This window comes from Pleomorphomonas oryzae DSM 16300, assembly GCF_000422965.1.
Classification (GTDB): Bacteria; Pseudomonadota; Alphaproteobacteria; order Rhizobiales; family Pleomorphomonadaceae; genus Pleomorphomonas; species Pleomorphomonas oryzae.
The window spans coordinates 98,635-111,985 of the sequence record NZ_AUHB01000011.1; the positions used below are offsets into that span (position 1 = coordinate 98,635).

Genomic DNA, 13,351 nt, shown 5'->3' on the forward strand with positions numbered 1-13,351 from the left:
AGCGGACTTTGGGCCGAGCCGGAACCCGCCGCCCCATTCTTCGTTCATCCCCGAGGGATCGGGCATTTTTCAAGCCTTCGGGCTGCCCGATGCCGGATGATCGGGGAACCGCGATGTTCGACACGTTCAAGCTGGAGATGATCAAGCTGCCCGAGGCGACGCTGCGCGTGCGCCATGGCGGCTCCGGCCCGCCGCTTCTGCTGCTGCACGGCCACCCACGCACCCACACCACCTGGTACAAGGTGGCGCCGCTCTTGGCCCGTGACTTCACGGTGGTCTGCCCCGACCTGCGTGGTTTCGGTAAATCGTCCAAGCCCATCGATCCGCATCACAGCCACGAGACCTCGTCGAAGCGGGCCAAGGCGCGCGACTGCGTCGACCTGATGAAGCATCTCGGCTTTGGCGCCTTCCATATCGCCGGCCACGATCGCGGCTGCTACACCGCCTTCCGCACCGCCATGGACCACCCGCAGCAGGTGCTGAAATTCGCCGCGCTCGACGGCGTGCCGATCCTCTCGGCGCTCGAACGCTGCGACGCCCGCTTTGCCGCCCGCTGGTGGCACTGGTTCTTCTACGCCCAGCCCGACAAGCCGGAGCGCGCCATCCTCGCCGATCCCGACGGCTGGTACGGCGGCACGCGGGAGGCGCTCGGCCCCGGCAATTACGAGGATTATCGCGCGGCGATCCACGACCCGGAGACGGTGCGCGGCATGCTCGACGACTATCGCGCCGGCCTCTACGTCGACCCGCTGCACGACCTTGATGACCAGGAAGCGGGCTTGAAGCTCCGCTGCCCGGTGCATGTGGTCTGGTCGAAGCAAGACGACATCGAGGAAATCTACGGCGATCCCCTCGCCATCTGGCAGCCTTGGGCCGAACTGCCGGTCACCGGCGCCGGCCTCGACTGCGGACATCATATGGCCGAGGAGGCACCCGAGGAGCTGGCGAACGAGCTGACGGCGTTCTTCATGGATGAAGGCGCGTGAGGGCACGTTGCTCTCGCTCAACGAGCCCTATAGCAGCGTTGCGCCCCATTCTGCCCAAGATCCTTCGCCTTCGCGAAGGAAGACAGTTTATGTATTTGTTTTAATTATATAATTTTGTCTTCCTTCGCGAAGGCGAAGGACCTCAGGCGGGATAGAGCTCTGGGGAAGTATAGGGCTCCTTATCTCCCATCCTCCCAGGCCCTTGTTGCCTCAGCTGCCGCCTCGGGCCGGTCGCAGATCAGCACCAGCCGGTTGTGGTGGTCGGAATACTGGGTGAGGATGTTGACGCCGGCGTCGGCTAATGCCCGGGCGATGGCGCCGAGCTGGCCGGGCGTGCCTTGCTTCAGTCGGCGGATCAACGGCTCGTGCAGGGCGACGACCCGGATGCCTGCGGCCTCCGCCGCCGCTTGCGCCGCCTCGCCATCCTGGAACAGAAAGTGCGCCACCGCCCGGTCACCCTGGCCGAACACGCCGCCGCCCTCGAAGGAGACGCCGGCGCGGCCCATGGCTTCGCCGAGGTCGGCGAGAGCACCGGGGCGGTTGGCGAGATCGAACTCCAGGTCAAACATGCTGGCTCCTGTCTTCTTACGACGCAACTCCGGACGCAAAACCGGCGACCACTTTTGCTGAAATTGCTCTAGGCATGAAAGGCGCGGCTGTCGGCGGGCGCCTGGTCTCGCTCGGTCATGCCGTAGTCGCGCAGCACCTCGGCCACCCGCAGGCGGTAACCGGCGAACACGTGGTCGCGGCCGGCGGCCTGGGCACGGCGGTGTTCGGGCAAGGCGCGCCACTGGGCGACAGCGGCCTCGTCGCGCCAGAAGGACAGCGACAGCAGATGGCCGGGCGTCGAGAGGCTCTGGAAGCGTTCGATGGAGATGAAGCCGTCGATTGTCTCGAGGAGGGGACGCAGCTCGGCCGCCCAATCGAGATATTCGGCCTGGGTTTCCGCCAATGTTTCCACTTCGAAAATCACCGCGATCATGGACGCCTCCTTTCGTCTTGTCATAAGCCGGTGGCGTTCGCCGATGGTTCGGTTATCATCGAACCATGACAGAAGGCCCCGACATCGCCCGCATCGCAGCCCTGGTGGCCGATCCGGCCCGCAGCTCCATGCTGCTGGCGCTGATGGACGGCCGCGCGCTGACCGCCACAGAGCTGTCGAGCCTTGCCGGCGTCACCAAGCAGACGGCCAGCAGCCATCTCGCCAAGCTGGTGGATGGCGAGGTGCTCCAGATGGAGGCGCAGGGGCGGCACCGCTATTTCCGCCTGGCCGGCGCCCATGTGGCGGCGCTGATCGAGGCGCTGATGGTGTTTACCTCCGACGCCGCCGCGCCGGTCCGCACCGGGCCCAGGGAGCCGGCGCTGAGGAAGGCGCGCGTCTGCTACGATCATCTGGCCGGTGAAATGGGTGTGGCGCTCTACGACCGGGCCCGCGATGCCGGCTGGCTGGCCGACGATCTCGGCGTGACCGATAAGGGCTGGTCGAAGTTCTCCGCCATCGGCGTGACGCCGGACAGCCTGCCGCGCAGCAACCGCCCCCAATGCCGCGCCTGCCTCGACTGGAGCCAGCGACGCCACCACCTCGCCGGGATGATCGGCAAGGCGACGCTCGACCGGTTGTTTGCGCTGAGTTGGGCACGGCGGTTGCCGGCTTCCCGCGTGGTGGCGTTCACGCCGGAGGGCGAGCGGCGGTTTCGGGAATGGATCGGGTAGAGACCGATATCAGCGTTACGTTCAATTCTGCCTGAGGTCCACCCTGAATTCATATGTGAATTCAAGCGGCCTGCGCGAGGATGACAAACCTATATATTTGTTTTCATTATATATAATGCTGTCATCCTCGCGCAGGCGAGGACCTCAGGCAGGAAGAGGTTCGAGGCTACTATCAAGCTCCATCCCCTACATGCCCCGATCATCCAGTGCCGAGGTCAGCGACTTGAAGCGCCTGAGCACGTCGCCGGCGTAGGGATTGGCGGCGAGGATGGCGTGGCGGACTTCCGGGGCGTCGTTGCGGACCATGTCGACCGCCGACATCATCAGCTCGAAACTCGCCGTGGTGAGGCGCGTGGGGTGGAGATCCATTTTCAGCAAAAGACTCGCCACCAGATGCGTTAGCCCCTGCACCTCGGCGGCGTCGCGGTCGTGCTGTTCGGGCGTGGTCATGATGACATCGAGGCCGAGCCGGCGGCAGAAGGCGGCGACGCGGAAGCGGCGGCCGCGCAGCGGGCAGATGGCAATGCGCGCGCCGCGGAGCCCCGCGCGGGCGCTCACCGGCCCGAACAGCGGATGGGTGGCGACGATATCGACGTGATCGGGCAGCGTCTCCAGCATGATCGTGGCAGGCTCGACCTTGACGCTGCCGACGTCGAGCACCAGCGCGCCGGGGGTGAGATGCGGCGCCAGGCGGACCGCCACGCCGTGCATCTCGCTCACCGGCACCGCCAGGATCACCACCGGGCAGGCGGCGGCGACTTCCAGGGACACGATGGATGCGTCCAGCGCAGCGGCTCGGGCCGCGTCGGGGGCGATATCGTAGACCAGGATGGGGAAATAGGCGCGGAGATGCTCGGCGATCAGTTGCCCGAAGGCACCAAAGCCAATGAGGCCCACGGGCCTGTCCGATCGTCTTTGGGAAGCGTCTGACATGACATCCTCACGCTGGCGAGCCCGCCAGGGGGAGTGTCCTTCGACTTCAACCGCTGGTCAGGCCGCGGTTGAAAAAGCAAATGATGCCCTCGCCGCTATGTCAGCAGCGCATAGTACAGACCGGAAATGGGCAGGGTCACCATCATGACCGTGCGATAGCAACCCGGCCCCTGCAAGTCAATGCGGCGGGCGAGGCGGACGGTCAGCGTTGCCGCTCAATTCTTGGGCGTGAAGTCTTCGAGCCGTAGCGGAACCGGCCTGTAACCGCCGATGTCCGCGATGTCGTAGTCACGCGCAAGGTCCGCGGCGATCAGAACGCGCCCCGACTTCTGCATCCGCTCCGGATCTCGCCAAAGCGCCGCGATGACGTGGCCGATGAAGGCTGGCGATTCCGAGTTGGAGAGGTCGAAATACTGGGCGTTCTGCATCACCGCCTCGGTCCGCACCAGGCCCGGATAGAGCGACACGGCGGCGACGTTCGAGGACCTGAGATCGTGCGCAAAATCGGCCGCCATCTTGTCGGCGCCCGCCTTGGCGATGCCGTAGATCGCATTGCCCTCGTAGGTCTGGGCGGCCCAGAACGAGATGTTGACGATCAGCCCGCTCCGCGCGGCGACCATCATGGGAGCAAGGGCGCGCGAGGTGATGAAGGCCGCGCGCAACGCGGTGCCGATCATGGCTTCCCAGCGCCAGACGGGCTGTTCCCAGAAGGGGCGCGGCCAGGTAAACGCGCCGTCTTCCTCCATGCGCTCGTAGCCGGGCCAGGCATTGTTGACCAGGATGTCCAGCTGGCCGCCGGTCCGGATCGCCGCCGCCACGGCCTCGGTGTCGGCATCGTCGCGATGGTCGCATTGATGAATGACCAGCGTTCCCGGCAGTTCAGCGGCTTCGGCCTCCAGCGATTGAAGCGACCCGATCCGCTCGGAGCCGGCCTCGAAGCGCGTCCGGCCGGTGACATGCACCACGGCGCCCTCTTCGAGCAATGCCAGCGCGATCCCGCGCCCGACACCGCGGCTTGCCCCGGTGACCAATGCGACGACGTCTTTCATCCGGGTGGCGCTACCTTTCCGCCACCATGGCCGGGGCGACATTGCTGTCGGCGAGGAACTGCTGGAAGGCGGCTTCCGAGCCGTTGAAGACGTTGCGATCCGCCTTGCCGTTAATGCCGGCGACGCGGCCGGTCGATGTGTACTGCCAGAAGTGCCAGGGGCGGCTGCCGTAGCGCTCATGCGGCTCGGCGGCGGTGGAGCGCACCCACAGCGGATAGTTGGAGAAGGCGCCGTCAGCCAGCCGGTCCTGGTAGAAATCGATGGTGGTATAGATCACCGGTCGCTTGCCGTAATAGGCCTCGACGGCGTCGAGGAAGGCCTGCATGTCGGCATGCAGCGTGGCGGCCGGCGGGCGCTTGGTGCAGGTGGGCGAGGTGGGCGTCCACTCGATGTCCAGCACCGGCGGCAGGGCGTTGGGGTCGCGCGGCACGTTCTGGATATACCAGGCAGCCTGCTCGGCGCCGGAGCGGCAGTGGTACCAGAAGTGATAGGCGCCGCGCAGCACGCCGGCCTGGGCCGCGCCGACATAGTTGTCGGCAAAGCGCTGGTCCACCCGGTCGCCGCCCTCGGTGGCCTTGATATAGGCGAAGCGGATGTTGTCGGCCTTCACCGCGTTCCAGTTCACCGCCTCCTGGAAATAGGAGACGTCGATGCCCTCGACGGCGGTCTTGGACGGCTGGCGAATCTCGAAATCGGCGCCCTTGCGGGTGGCGGTGCGCACCGGTGCGTCGTCCATGCTGAGCGCCGAACAGCCGACGAGCAGGGCCGAGAGCGCCAGAACAGCCGAGCGGAAAGCAAACGAGCGGGACTTCACCATCAACAAGCCTCTTGCGCGGGATCCGGCGCAGCGGCGCACGCTCCCTCGGCGCCCATCATCCCAGCACATGGATAAGGATTTGTTAACCACGACGAGTGGGGGTGGGCAGAGCCGGCAAGATTGGACGGCATCGCCAGCTTTGTTGTGAGGGGAGGGCGTTTGTTCTATATTAGTTTCCCTAATACCAGATCGCAGAGCGGCTGAGATGTCCCAGGCGATTTCGCAAGTGCTGACGACCGTGAACGCGCCCTATAGCGTGAAGGTGTCGGCACATGAACTCGCCGCCAAGCTTCAGGACCCGTCCAGCGCCACCAGTTTTGACGCCTCGGCCTTTGCGTTCTTCTCGGAAGTCAGCCCCAAACTTCAGACCGAATTCTTGGAAGAGATGGGTGTGAACATGGCCGATGTCATCGCGGTGGCCACCTTGTTCTCTGCAGCGGCTGGCTACAAGTTGCCGCTGGCCGCCTGAAGCGGCTCCCCTGTAATCCGTAGTTCACATATCTTGACGCAGCTGGAACTGTGAACTACAGTTCACACATGTTCGAAGTCCGCAAAACGGCCGTCTTTGCGAGTTGGCTCAAGTCTCTCAAGGACGTTCGCGCGCAGGCCCGCATCTTCATGCGGATCAACCGCCTTGAGGCTGGTCTGTTGGGAGACGTCAAGTTCTTCAACGGGATCGGCGAGCTTCGCATCGACTATGGCCCCGGATACCGGGTTTACTTCGTCCAGCGCGGAAACGAAATTGTCATCCTGCTTTGCGGTGGTGACAAGAGTACGCAGAGCAAGGACATCAAGCAGGCCATCGACATGGCTAGGGAGCTCTGAATGGGAGTCGAGACAACCAAATGGGACGCCGCCGAGTTCCTGATCAGTGACGAGGCGATCGCCGCCTACCTCGAAGCCGCCTTCGAGGATGGCGATCCGAAAATGATCGCCGTTGCCCTGGGTGACATCGCCAAGGCCAAGGGCATGTCGGCCATTGCCAGGGAGGCCGGCGTGACCCGCGAGGCGCTCTACAAGTCGCTCAGCGACCGGGGCGATCCCAAGCTGTCGACACTGATCGGTGTGATGAAGGCGCTTGGGCTGCGGTTCACGGTGACCAAGGCGGATGAGGCGGCCTGACCTTCACCCCCCCCCCTCATCCCCTGTAGCGCAGCGCCTCGGCCAGGACGCGCAGGGCAGGGGAGGCTTGGCGGCGGCTCGGGTAGTAGAAGTGGTAGCCGGAAAAGGGCGTGCACCAGTCGTCCAGCACCTGGACGAGGCGACCGGCCTCGATCAGGGCGCGGGCGGTGTCTTCCATGACGAAGGCGAGGCCGAAGCCGTCGAGCGCCGCCTGCAGCCCCTGTGGCGTCGAGTTGAACACCAGTTGCCCCTCGCCGCGCACCTTCAATTCCTGTCCATCCTTCTCGAATTCCCAGGCATAGAGGCCGCCGTAGGTCGGCAGGCGGGTGTTGATGCAGCGGTGGGCGACGAGGTCGTGCGGGGTGGCCGGCGCCGGATGGCTGGCGAAATAGGCGGGCGATCCCACGACGATCAGCCGCAGCTCCGGCCCGATGCGCACGGCGATCATGTCTTTCGCCAAGTGCTCGCCGAGGCGGATGCCGGCATCATAACGCTCGGCGACGATGTCGGTGAGGCCGTAGTCGACGATCACCTCGACGGTGATGTCGGGATAATCGGGCAGGACTTCCCTGAGCTTCGGCCAGAGGATGGTGGTGGCCGCATGTTCGCCGGTGGTGATGCGCACGGTGCCGGCCGGCTTGCCGCTGAGGGCTGTGACGGCAGCAAGCTCGCTGTCGATCTCGTCGAGCCGTGGGCCGATGGAGTTGAGCAGCCGCTCGCCGGCCTCGGTGGGCGCCACGGCGCGGGTGGTGCGCGTCAACAGGCGGATGCCGAGCCGCTCCTCAAGGCCGCGAATGGTGTGGCTCAGCGCCGATTGCGACACGCCGAGCTGAGCGGCGGCGCGGGTGAAGCTGCGTTCGCGGGCAACGGCGAGAAAGGCGACGAGGTCGGAGAGGATCGGCTGGCGCGGCATTCATGAGATCTCCTCATGTGTCTATGCGCGCTTGCCAGGGAGTCGGCAAGCCGGTGGCGAAGATGGATTGGCGAGAAAGGCATTTCCGGGCGGTGTCGCCGGGCCTCATTCATGAGCCATGCTCATGACGGCATGCCGTTTGGCATGGCTAATCGCGGGGGATGCCGGCTGATAGGGTCCGTTCATGCCGAAGCCACGCTGCTTCCGGCGACGCGACAGGTCGCGTTCCCTATTCCGGAGATATCATGCCCCTCAACGTGCTCGGCTACGCCGCCCGCTCGGCGACGACGCCTCTCGCCCCCTTCCGCTTCGAGCGCCGCGACCCGCGTCCCGATGACGTGACGCTGGAGGTGCTCTACTGCGGCGTCTGCCATTCCGACTTGCACAACGCGCGCAACGACTGGGGCTTTTCCAGCTACCCGGTGGTGCCGGGCCACGAGATCATCGGCCGCATCACGGCGGTGGGCAGCAACGTCACCAAATTCAAGGTCGGCGACACCGTTGGCGTCGGCTGCATGGTGGATAGCTGCTTTGGCTGCGACCCCTGCGAGAACGGCGAGGAGCAGTATTGCCCGCACTGCGTCTACACCTACGGCCACGTCGACCCGAAGGATGGCCGCGTCACCTACGGCGGCTATTCCGAGCGCATGGTGGTGACCGAGCGTTTCGTGCTGAAGGTGCCCGACGGGCTCGACCTCGCCGGCGCCGCGCCGCTTCTTTGCGCCGGCATCACCACGTGGTCGCCGCTCCGCCACTGGAACGTCGGCAAGGATAGCAAGGTGGCCGTCGTCGTCCTCGGCGGCCTCGGCCACATGGCGCTGAAGTTTGCCAAGGCTTTGGGCGCCGACGTCACGCTGTTCACCCGCTCGCCCGGCAAGGAAGCCGATGCCCGCCGCCTCGGCGCCGACCATATCGTGCTCTCCACCGATGTGGGCGAGATGGCGGCGGTGGAAGGGCGCTTCGACCTGATCGTCGATACCGTTCCCTACGTACACGACGTCAATCCCTACATACCTTCGCTCGCCGTCTCCGGCACGCTGGTGCTGGTGGGCTATCTCGGACCGCTAGAGCCGGCGCTCAACTCGGCGCCGCTGGTCATGCGCCGCAAGGCGGTGGCCGGCTCGCTGATCGGCGGCATCCGCGAAACGCAGGAGATGCTGGATTTCTGCGCCGAGCACGGCATCGTCGCCGACATCGAGACCATCCGCATGGACGAGATCAACTACGCCTACGAGCGCATGCTGAAGAGCGACGTCAAGTATCGGTTCGTCATCGACATGTCGACACTCTCCACCTGACTTGAAACTCACCTGGGGCGGGCAACTGACCCCAGGCTATGTATCTGTTTCATATATATAATACTGTCATCCTCCGCGAAGGCGGGGGACCTCGGGCCGAAAGGGGCGAGCGGAAGATATAGGGCGACTCGTTGCTTTGCGGGCTCGGGTGTTGGTGAGGGCGGATGATATTCGCCGTCCGCCCCATCCTGCCTGAGGTCCTCTGCCTTCGCAGAGGATGACATGTAAATTATGTATATAAAACAATCTGATAGCTTATCGCTGGGGCCGGGCAAAGCCTGCGGCAGGCAGCTACAGCCCCTTCAAGGACAATCAATGACCAAGGTTCTGATCCTCGGCGCCAACGGTCAGTTGGCCCGCCATACGACAAAGGCTTTCCTCGAAACCACTGGGGCACGGTTGACGTTGTACCTGCGCCGGGCGGAGCGGCTCGCCAACCCCGATCCGGCACGCGTTGCCATCGTCGACGGCGACGTGCTCGACCGGGAAAAGCTTGAAACGGCGATGGCCGGGCAGGATGTCGTCTATGCCAACCTGGCCGGTGACATGGCGCGGCAGGCGCGGGTGATCGTCGATGCCATGCAGGGCACCGGCCTCAAGCGGCTGATCTTCATCAGCTCGATGGGCATCTATGGCGAGGTGCCCGGCGAGCGTTATCGCAGCGTGCTCGATCCCTATCGCGACGCCGCGCTGACCATCGAAGCGTCGAACCTCGACTACACGATCCTGCGGCCCGGCTGGTTCACCCGCGATCCGGCCATTCGCTATCGGCTGACGCAGAAGGGCGAGCCGTTCCGCGGCCACGACATTTCGCTCGCCGGCCTCTCCGACCTGATCGTCAAGCTGGCGACGACACCTGACTTCCACATCCGCGAAAGCCTCGGCGTCAGCGACGCCTGAAAGGAAATCCCATGCAGATCATCCGCACCGGCACGCGCCCGTCGATGAAAGGCCCGGCCGACTGGTTCACCGGCTCCGTCCGCATCGATCCGCTCTATCCGGCCGCCGCGCCGGCCCGGGCGGCCGGCAACACCGTCACCTTCGAGCCGGGCGCGCGCACCGCCTGGCACACCCATCCCTTGGGTCAGGTGCTGATCGTCACCGCCGGTCTTGGCCGCGTCCAGTGGCTCGGCGGGCCGATCGAGGAGATCCACCCCGGCGACGTCGTCTGGTTCGAGCCGGGCGAGAAGCATTGGCACGGCGCCGCGCCGGACACCGCCATGACCCACATCGCCATTCAGGAAGAGCTCGATGGCAAGGCCGTCGACTGGATGGAGCAGGTCAGCGACGACCAATATGCAGCCAAGGGCTGACAGGAGATTTCAATGCAAAAGCGTATTCTCGGCAATGGCTTGGAAGTATCGGCCCTCGGTCTCGGCTGCATGGGCCTCAGCTTCGGCTACGGTCCGGCCACCGATCGCAGCGAGGCGATCAAGCTGATCCGCGCCGCCCATGAGCGCGGCGTCACCTTGTTCGACACCGCCGAAGCCTATGGGCCGTTCATCAACGAGGAAGTGCTGGGCGAGGCGGTGGCGCCGTTCCGCGACGATGTGGTGATCGCCACCAAGTTCGGCTTTCCCGGCGGCGAGACGGCCAAGGGCCTCGACAGCCGGCCGGCCAACATCCGCGCCGTGGCCGAGGCGTCATTGAAGCGCCTCCGCACCGACCGCATCGACCTCTTCTATCAGCACCGCGTCGATCCGGCCGTACCGATGGAGGATGTCGCCGGCACCGTCAAGGCGCTGATCGCCGAGGGCAAGGTGAAGCATTTCGGCATGTCGGAGGCGGGCGCTGCCAGCATCCGCCGGGCGCATGCCGTGCAGCCGGTGACGGCGCTGCAGAGCGAGTATTCGCTGTGGTGGCGCGAGCCGGAAGCCGAGATCCTCCCGACGCTGGAAGAGCTCGGCATCGGCTTCGTGCCGTTCAGCCCGCTCGGCAAGGGCTTCCTGACCGGCGCCATCGACGACAAGACCAGCTTTACCAAGGACGACTTCCGCAACGTGGTGCCGCGCTTCTCGCCGGAGGCACGCAAGGCCAACCAGGTGCTGGTCGATGCCATCGGCACCATCGCCGAGGGCAAGGGAGCGACCAAGGCGCAGATCGCGCTCGCCTGGCTGCTGGCGCAGAAGCCGTGGATCGTGCCTATTCCCGGCACCACCAAGCTCAGTCGCCTCGAGGAAAACCTTGGCGCGACGGCCATCGAGCTCACGGTCGACGACCTCCAGACGATCGCCAAGGCGCTCGACGCGATTTCCGTCGAAGGTGCCCGCTATCCGGCGCATTTGCAGGCACGCGTCGGCAAGTAACGCCGCGCATTCGGCTTTGACATCGCCCCACCGCCTCGACCCGGCGGTGGGGCCTGCCTTTTCGGCCTATCCAAAAATGACAGGATCATCCCATGCCCGATTTCGGCGAGCCCGAAACCGCCGGACGGCGCACGCGCGCCGCCGACATCCTGTTGCTCGTGGTGCTCGGCGCGCTGATGGCCTTCGCCTCGATCTCGACCGACACCTATTTGCCGGCCTTCCCAGTGATCGCCGCCGATTTCGGCGTCACCGAGGGCCGCATCCAGCTGACCATTTCGAGCTATCTCATCGGCTTCAGCCTGGGCCAGCTCGTCTGGGGACCGATCAGCGACCGCGTTGGCCGGCGCGGGCCGATCATCTGGGGACTGGGACTGTTCATGGCCGTCTCCATCGGCTGCGCCCTGTCGGACAGCGCCGAGGCGCTGATCCTGTGGCGGCTCATGCAGGCGCTCGGCGCCTCGGCCGGGCCGGTGCTGGCGCGTGCCATGGTGCGCGACCTCTACGCCCGCGAGCGGGCGGCGGAGATGCTGTCGACGCTGATGCTGATCATGGCGGTGGCGCCGCTCATTGGCCCCATCGTCGGCGGCCAGATCCTGCTGGTCGGCAGCTGGCGGGCGATCTTCTGGTGCCTGACCGCCGTCGGCGCCCTGTCGGTGGCGGGCGTCATCCTGATCGACGAAACGCTGCCGGATGACCGGCGCGGTGGGGGGCGGCTCGCCGGCGTCTGGAAGAGCTACGGGCGCGTGCTGGCCGACCGGCGGCTCATCGTTTATGCGGCGAGCGGCGGCTTCTATTATGGTGGCGCCTTCGCCTATATCGCCGGCACACCCTTCGCCTATATCGACTACTACAAGGTGCCGGCCGCCGCTTACGGCCTGTTGTTCGCCGTCAACGTCATCGGGCTGATGGCCGCCAATTTCGCCAATGCGCGGATGGTGGCAAGGCTTGGGTCCGACCGCATTCTGCGCTTCGGGGCGGCGGTGGCGGCACTGTCGGGTGTGACGCTGGCGATCGATGCATGGTTGGGTCTCGGTGGCCTCTGGGGCCTTACCATTCCCCTGTTCTTCTATTTCTCGGCCTCCGGCCTGATCGTCGCCAATTCGGTGGCCGGTGCGCTCGCGGCCTTCCCGCGCGAGGCGGGTGCCGCGTCGGCGGTGCTGGGAGCGGTGCACTACGGCGCCGGCATCTTCAGCGCCACGCTGCTCGGCTGGATCTCGGATGGCACGCCCTGGCCGATGGGAGTGGTGATCGGCGCCGGCGGTGTGCTGAGCCTGGTGGCGAGTCTGATGATGAGAAAGGCCTGAGCCTCACCCCTTGAACCTGCGGATGGTCGCCCGGAACAGCGCCCGGTCGGCGCGCGAGAAATAGAGCCAGGTATGGCCGCCGCCGAACACGATCGACGCGGCGAAGGCGATGTCGATGTCCATGCGATCGGGCGAGGGCGGAGGGACGATCAGCGGCTCGATGCAGCGGTCGACCACCCTGCGATATTCGGCATCGAAGGCGATCCAGCCGATCCGCCAGCGCGCGTCCTGGGTGGCGCCGTTGTAGAACATCACCGGCTGATCCTTGTCGTTGGTGAGCAGCGGGCCGGTCGACAGATGGAAATTGTCCCAGGCGCCCTCGCGCGGAGCGAAGGGCTGGCGTTCGTGCTCCCAGGGACCGGCGACGTCTTTCCCGATCGCCAGGCCGATCAGCGAGGCGCCGCCCGCGGCATATTCGTAGAACATCCGCCAGCCGCCGGCCTTGGTGCGATCGACCGTGGCTTCCTTGACGTTGCCCTCGGACGGGGTCGACGCCATCGCCACCCCCTTCTTTTGAAGCTGCTCGATGCTGGGGCCGGCGGCATAGAGCATCTCGCCATGGCGGCGATCGGCGGCGACGCCGGTGTAATAGACGACATAGCCGCCGCCCTGCAGCTGAACCACCGTCGGGTCCTCGCAGCCGCCGGCATCCTCCGGCTCGGGGCCGGGCGCGATCGCCGGCTTGTCGGTGGCAGTGAAGGTCAGCCCATCCTTGCTGGTGGCATACCAGATGGTGCCGGTGTCGCCTTCCTCGCCGAGGCGGGGCACGGCGCGCACCATCATCTGGTATTCGTGATCCTGCGGCCCCTTCCACACATAGGGGCTCATCAGGTCGCGGTGCGCGAGCGGGTTGGGGCCGCGCATCACCACCGGCTCGATCTTCTCGACGTTGAAATCGATCTGAACCATG

The 13,351-nt window shown here is 65.7% G+C and carries 17 protein-coding genes; 10 read left to right on the plus strand and 7 right to left on the minus strand.

The window, feature by feature from the left end:
- The first annotated feature begins 113 nt into the window (after positions 1–113).
- A complete protein-coding gene (locus G522_RS0117885) occupies positions 114–986 on the plus strand; it encodes an alpha/beta fold hydrolase (protein ID WP_026792219.1) in 873 nt (290 codons plus the stop codon).
- Between the two features lie 179 nt (positions 987–1,165).
- On the opposite strand, the gene G522_RS27480 is transcribed toward G522_RS0117885, so the two are convergent.
- Both G522_RS27480 and G522_RS0117895 read right to left on the minus strand, forming a co-directional pair.
- Positions 1,166–1,555, minus strand: coding sequence for an ACT domain-containing protein (locus G522_RS27480; RefSeq protein ID WP_036839884.1), 390 nt, complete (start codon positions 1,553–1,555; stop codon positions 1,166–1,168).
- A gap of 68 nt (positions 1,556–1,623) precedes the next feature.
- A complete protein-coding gene (locus G522_RS0117895) occupies positions 1,624–1,968 on the minus strand; it encodes an antibiotic biosynthesis monooxygenase family protein (RefSeq protein ID WP_026792220.1) in 345 nt (114 codons plus the stop codon).
- Positions 1,969–2,033: 65 nt separating this feature from the next.
- Here G522_RS0117895 and G522_RS0117900 point away from each other — a divergent pair, with 65 nt between their 5' ends.
- Complete coding sequence (locus G522_RS0117900; RefSeq protein WP_026792221.1) at positions 2,034–2,699, plus strand: ArsR/SmtB family transcription factor; 666 nt, start codon at positions 2,034–2,036, stop codon at positions 2,697–2,699.
- Between the two features lie 186 nt (positions 2,700–2,885).
- Here the strand turns inward: G522_RS0117900 and G522_RS27485 are convergent, their stop codons facing one another.
- The 3 genes from G522_RS27485 to G522_RS0117915 form a co-directional block, all read right to left on the minus strand.
- Complete coding sequence (locus G522_RS27485) at positions 2,886–3,632, minus strand: prephenate dehydrogenase/arogenate dehydrogenase family protein (RefSeq protein WP_036839886.1); 747 nt, start codon at positions 3,630–3,632, stop codon at positions 2,886–2,888.
- Positions 3,633–3,847: 215 nt separating this feature from the next.
- On the minus strand, positions 3,848–4,681 hold the full coding sequence (locus G522_RS0117910) for an SDR family NAD(P)-dependent oxidoreductase (protein ID WP_026792222.1): 834 nt from the start codon (positions 4,679–4,681) through the stop codon (positions 3,848–3,850).
- Positions 4,682–4,691: 10 nt separating this feature from the next.
- Positions 4,692–5,498: a glycoside hydrolase family 25 protein gene (locus G522_RS0117915; protein ID WP_051228779.1), complete on the minus strand. Its 807-nt coding sequence runs from the start codon at positions 5,496–5,498 to the stop codon at positions 4,692–4,694.
- Between the two features lie 205 nt (positions 5,499–5,703).
- Between G522_RS0117915 and G522_RS0117920 the strand changes: the two genes are divergently transcribed.
- The 3 genes from G522_RS0117920 to G522_RS0117930 all read left to right on the plus strand — a co-directional run bounded on the left by G522_RS0117920 (position 5,704) and on the right by G522_RS0117930 (position 6,620).
- The gene (locus tag G522_RS0117920) at positions 5,704–5,967 is read left to right on the plus strand and encodes a hypothetical protein (RefSeq protein WP_026792224.1); all 264 of its coding nucleotides are present in this window, start codon (positions 5,704–5,706) and stop codon (positions 5,965–5,967) included.
- Between the two features lie 68 nt (positions 5,968–6,035).
- Entirely contained in the window at positions 6,036–6,323 is a 288-nt protein-coding gene (locus G522_RS0117925; RefSeq protein WP_026792225.1) for a type II toxin-antitoxin system RelE/ParE family toxin, read from the plus strand.
- On the plus strand, positions 6,324–6,620 hold the full coding sequence (locus G522_RS0117930) for an addiction module antidote protein (protein ID WP_026792226.1): 297 nt from the start codon (positions 6,324–6,326) through the stop codon (positions 6,618–6,620).
- A 16-nt stretch (positions 6,621–6,636) separates the two neighbouring features.
- Here G522_RS0117930 and G522_RS0117935 read toward each other — a convergent pair whose 3' ends face one another.
- On the minus strand, positions 6,637–7,533 hold the full coding sequence (locus G522_RS0117935) for a LysR family transcriptional regulator (RefSeq protein ID WP_026792227.1): 897 nt from the start codon (positions 7,531–7,533) through the stop codon (positions 6,637–6,639).
- A 245-nt stretch (positions 7,534–7,778) separates the two neighbouring features.
- On the opposite strand from G522_RS0117935, the gene G522_RS0117940 reads away from it, so the two are divergent.
- The 5 genes from G522_RS0117940 (at position 7,779) to G522_RS0117960 (ending at position 12,441) form a co-directional block, all read left to right on the plus strand.
- Positions 7,779–8,831: an NAD(P)-dependent alcohol dehydrogenase gene (locus G522_RS0117940; protein ID WP_026792228.1), complete on the plus strand. Its 1,053-nt coding sequence runs from the start codon at positions 7,779–7,781 to the stop codon at positions 8,829–8,831.
- A 315-nt stretch (positions 8,832–9,146) separates the two neighbouring features.
- On the plus strand, positions 9,147–9,731 hold the full coding sequence (locus G522_RS0117945) for an NAD(P)H-binding protein (RefSeq protein WP_026792229.1): 585 nt from the start codon (positions 9,147–9,149) through the stop codon (positions 9,729–9,731).
- Between the two features lie 11 nt (positions 9,732–9,742).
- Positions 9,743–10,144, plus strand: a complete 402-nt coding sequence (locus tag G522_RS0117950) for a (R)-mandelonitrile lyase (protein ID WP_026792230.1) — start codon at positions 9,743–9,745, stop codon at positions 10,142–10,144.
- A 12-nt stretch (positions 10,145–10,156) separates the two neighbouring features.
- Entirely contained in the window at positions 10,157–11,137 is a 981-nt protein-coding gene (locus G522_RS0117955) for an aldo/keto reductase (RefSeq protein ID WP_026792231.1), read from the plus strand.
- Between the two features lie 92 nt (positions 11,138–11,229).
- Positions 11,230–12,441, plus strand: a complete 1,212-nt coding sequence (locus tag G522_RS0117960; RefSeq protein WP_026792232.1) for a Bcr/CflA family multidrug efflux MFS transporter — start codon at positions 11,230–11,232, stop codon at positions 12,439–12,441.
- Positions 12,442–12,444: 3 nt separating this feature from the next.
- Here G522_RS0117960 and G522_RS0117965 read toward each other — a convergent pair whose 3' ends face one another.
- Positions 12,445–13,350, minus strand: coding sequence for a glycoside hydrolase family 130 protein (locus G522_RS0117965; RefSeq protein ID WP_026792233.1), 906 nt, complete (start codon positions 13,348–13,350; stop codon positions 12,445–12,447).
- Between the last annotated feature and the right edge of the window lies 1 nt (position 13,351).

Excerpts from the sequence above, each read along its gene's own strand:
- G522_RS0117910 (WP_026792222.1), bottom strand. The coding sequence starts at position 4,681 with ATGAAAGACGTCGTCGCATTGGTCACCGGGGCAAGCCGCGGTGTCGGG.
- G522_RS0117935 (WP_026792227.1), bottom strand. The coding sequence starts at position 7,533 with ATGCCGCGCCAGCCGATCCTCTCCGACCTCGTCGCCTTTCTCGCCGTT.
- G522_RS0117930 (WP_026792226.1), top strand. The coding sequence starts at position 6,324 with ATGGGAGTCGAGACAACCAAATGGGACGCCGCCGAGTTCCTGATCAGT.
- G522_RS0117955 (WP_026792231.1), top strand. The coding sequence starts at position 10,157 with ATGCAAAAGCGTATTCTCGGCAATGGCTTGGAAGTATCGGCCCTCGGT.
- G522_RS0117915 (WP_051228779.1), bottom strand. The coding sequence starts at position 5,498 with ATGGTGAAGTCCCGCTCGTTTGCTTTCCGCTCGGCTGTTCTGGCGCTC.
- G522_RS0117900 (WP_026792221.1), top strand. The coding sequence starts at position 2,034 with ATGACAGAAGGCCCCGACATCGCCCGCATCGCAGCCCTGGTGGCCGAT.
- G522_RS0117920 (WP_026792224.1), top strand. The coding sequence starts at position 5,704 with ATGTCCCAGGCGATTTCGCAAGTGCTGACGACCGTGAACGCGCCCTAT.
- G522_RS0117895 (WP_026792220.1), bottom strand. The coding sequence starts at position 1,968 with ATGATCGCGGTGATTTTCGAAGTGGAAACATTGGCGGAAACCCAGGCC.
- G522_RS0117940 (WP_026792228.1), top strand. The coding sequence starts at position 7,779 with ATGCCCCTCAACGTGCTCGGCTACGCCGCCCGCTCGGCGACGACGCCT.
- G522_RS0117965 (WP_026792233.1), bottom strand. The coding sequence starts at position 13,350 with ATGGTTCAGATCGATTTCAACGTCGAGAAGATCGAGCCGGTGGTGATG.
- G522_RS0117885 (WP_026792219.1), top strand. The coding sequence starts at position 114 with ATGTTCGACACGTTCAAGCTGGAGATGATCAAGCTGCCCGAGGCGACG.
- G522_RS27485 (WP_036839886.1), bottom strand. The coding sequence starts at position 3,632 with ATGTCAGACGCTTCCCAAAGACGATCGGACAGGCCCGTGGGCCTCATT.
- G522_RS0117960 (WP_026792232.1), top strand. The coding sequence starts at position 11,230 with ATGCCCGATTTCGGCGAGCCCGAAACCGCCGGACGGCGCACGCGCGCC.
- G522_RS0117945 (WP_026792229.1), top strand. The coding sequence starts at position 9,147 with ATGACCAAGGTTCTGATCCTCGGCGCCAACGGTCAGTTGGCCCGCCAT.
- G522_RS27480 (WP_036839884.1), bottom strand. The coding sequence starts at position 1,555 with ATGTTTGACCTGGAGTTCGATCTCGCCAACCGCCCCGGTGCTCTCGCC.
- G522_RS0117950 (WP_026792230.1), top strand. The coding sequence starts at position 9,743 with ATGCAGATCATCCGCACCGGCACGCGCCCGTCGATGAAAGGCCCGGCC.
- G522_RS0117925 (WP_026792225.1), top strand. The coding sequence starts at position 6,036 with ATGTTCGAAGTCCGCAAAACGGCCGTCTTTGCGAGTTGGCTCAAGTCT.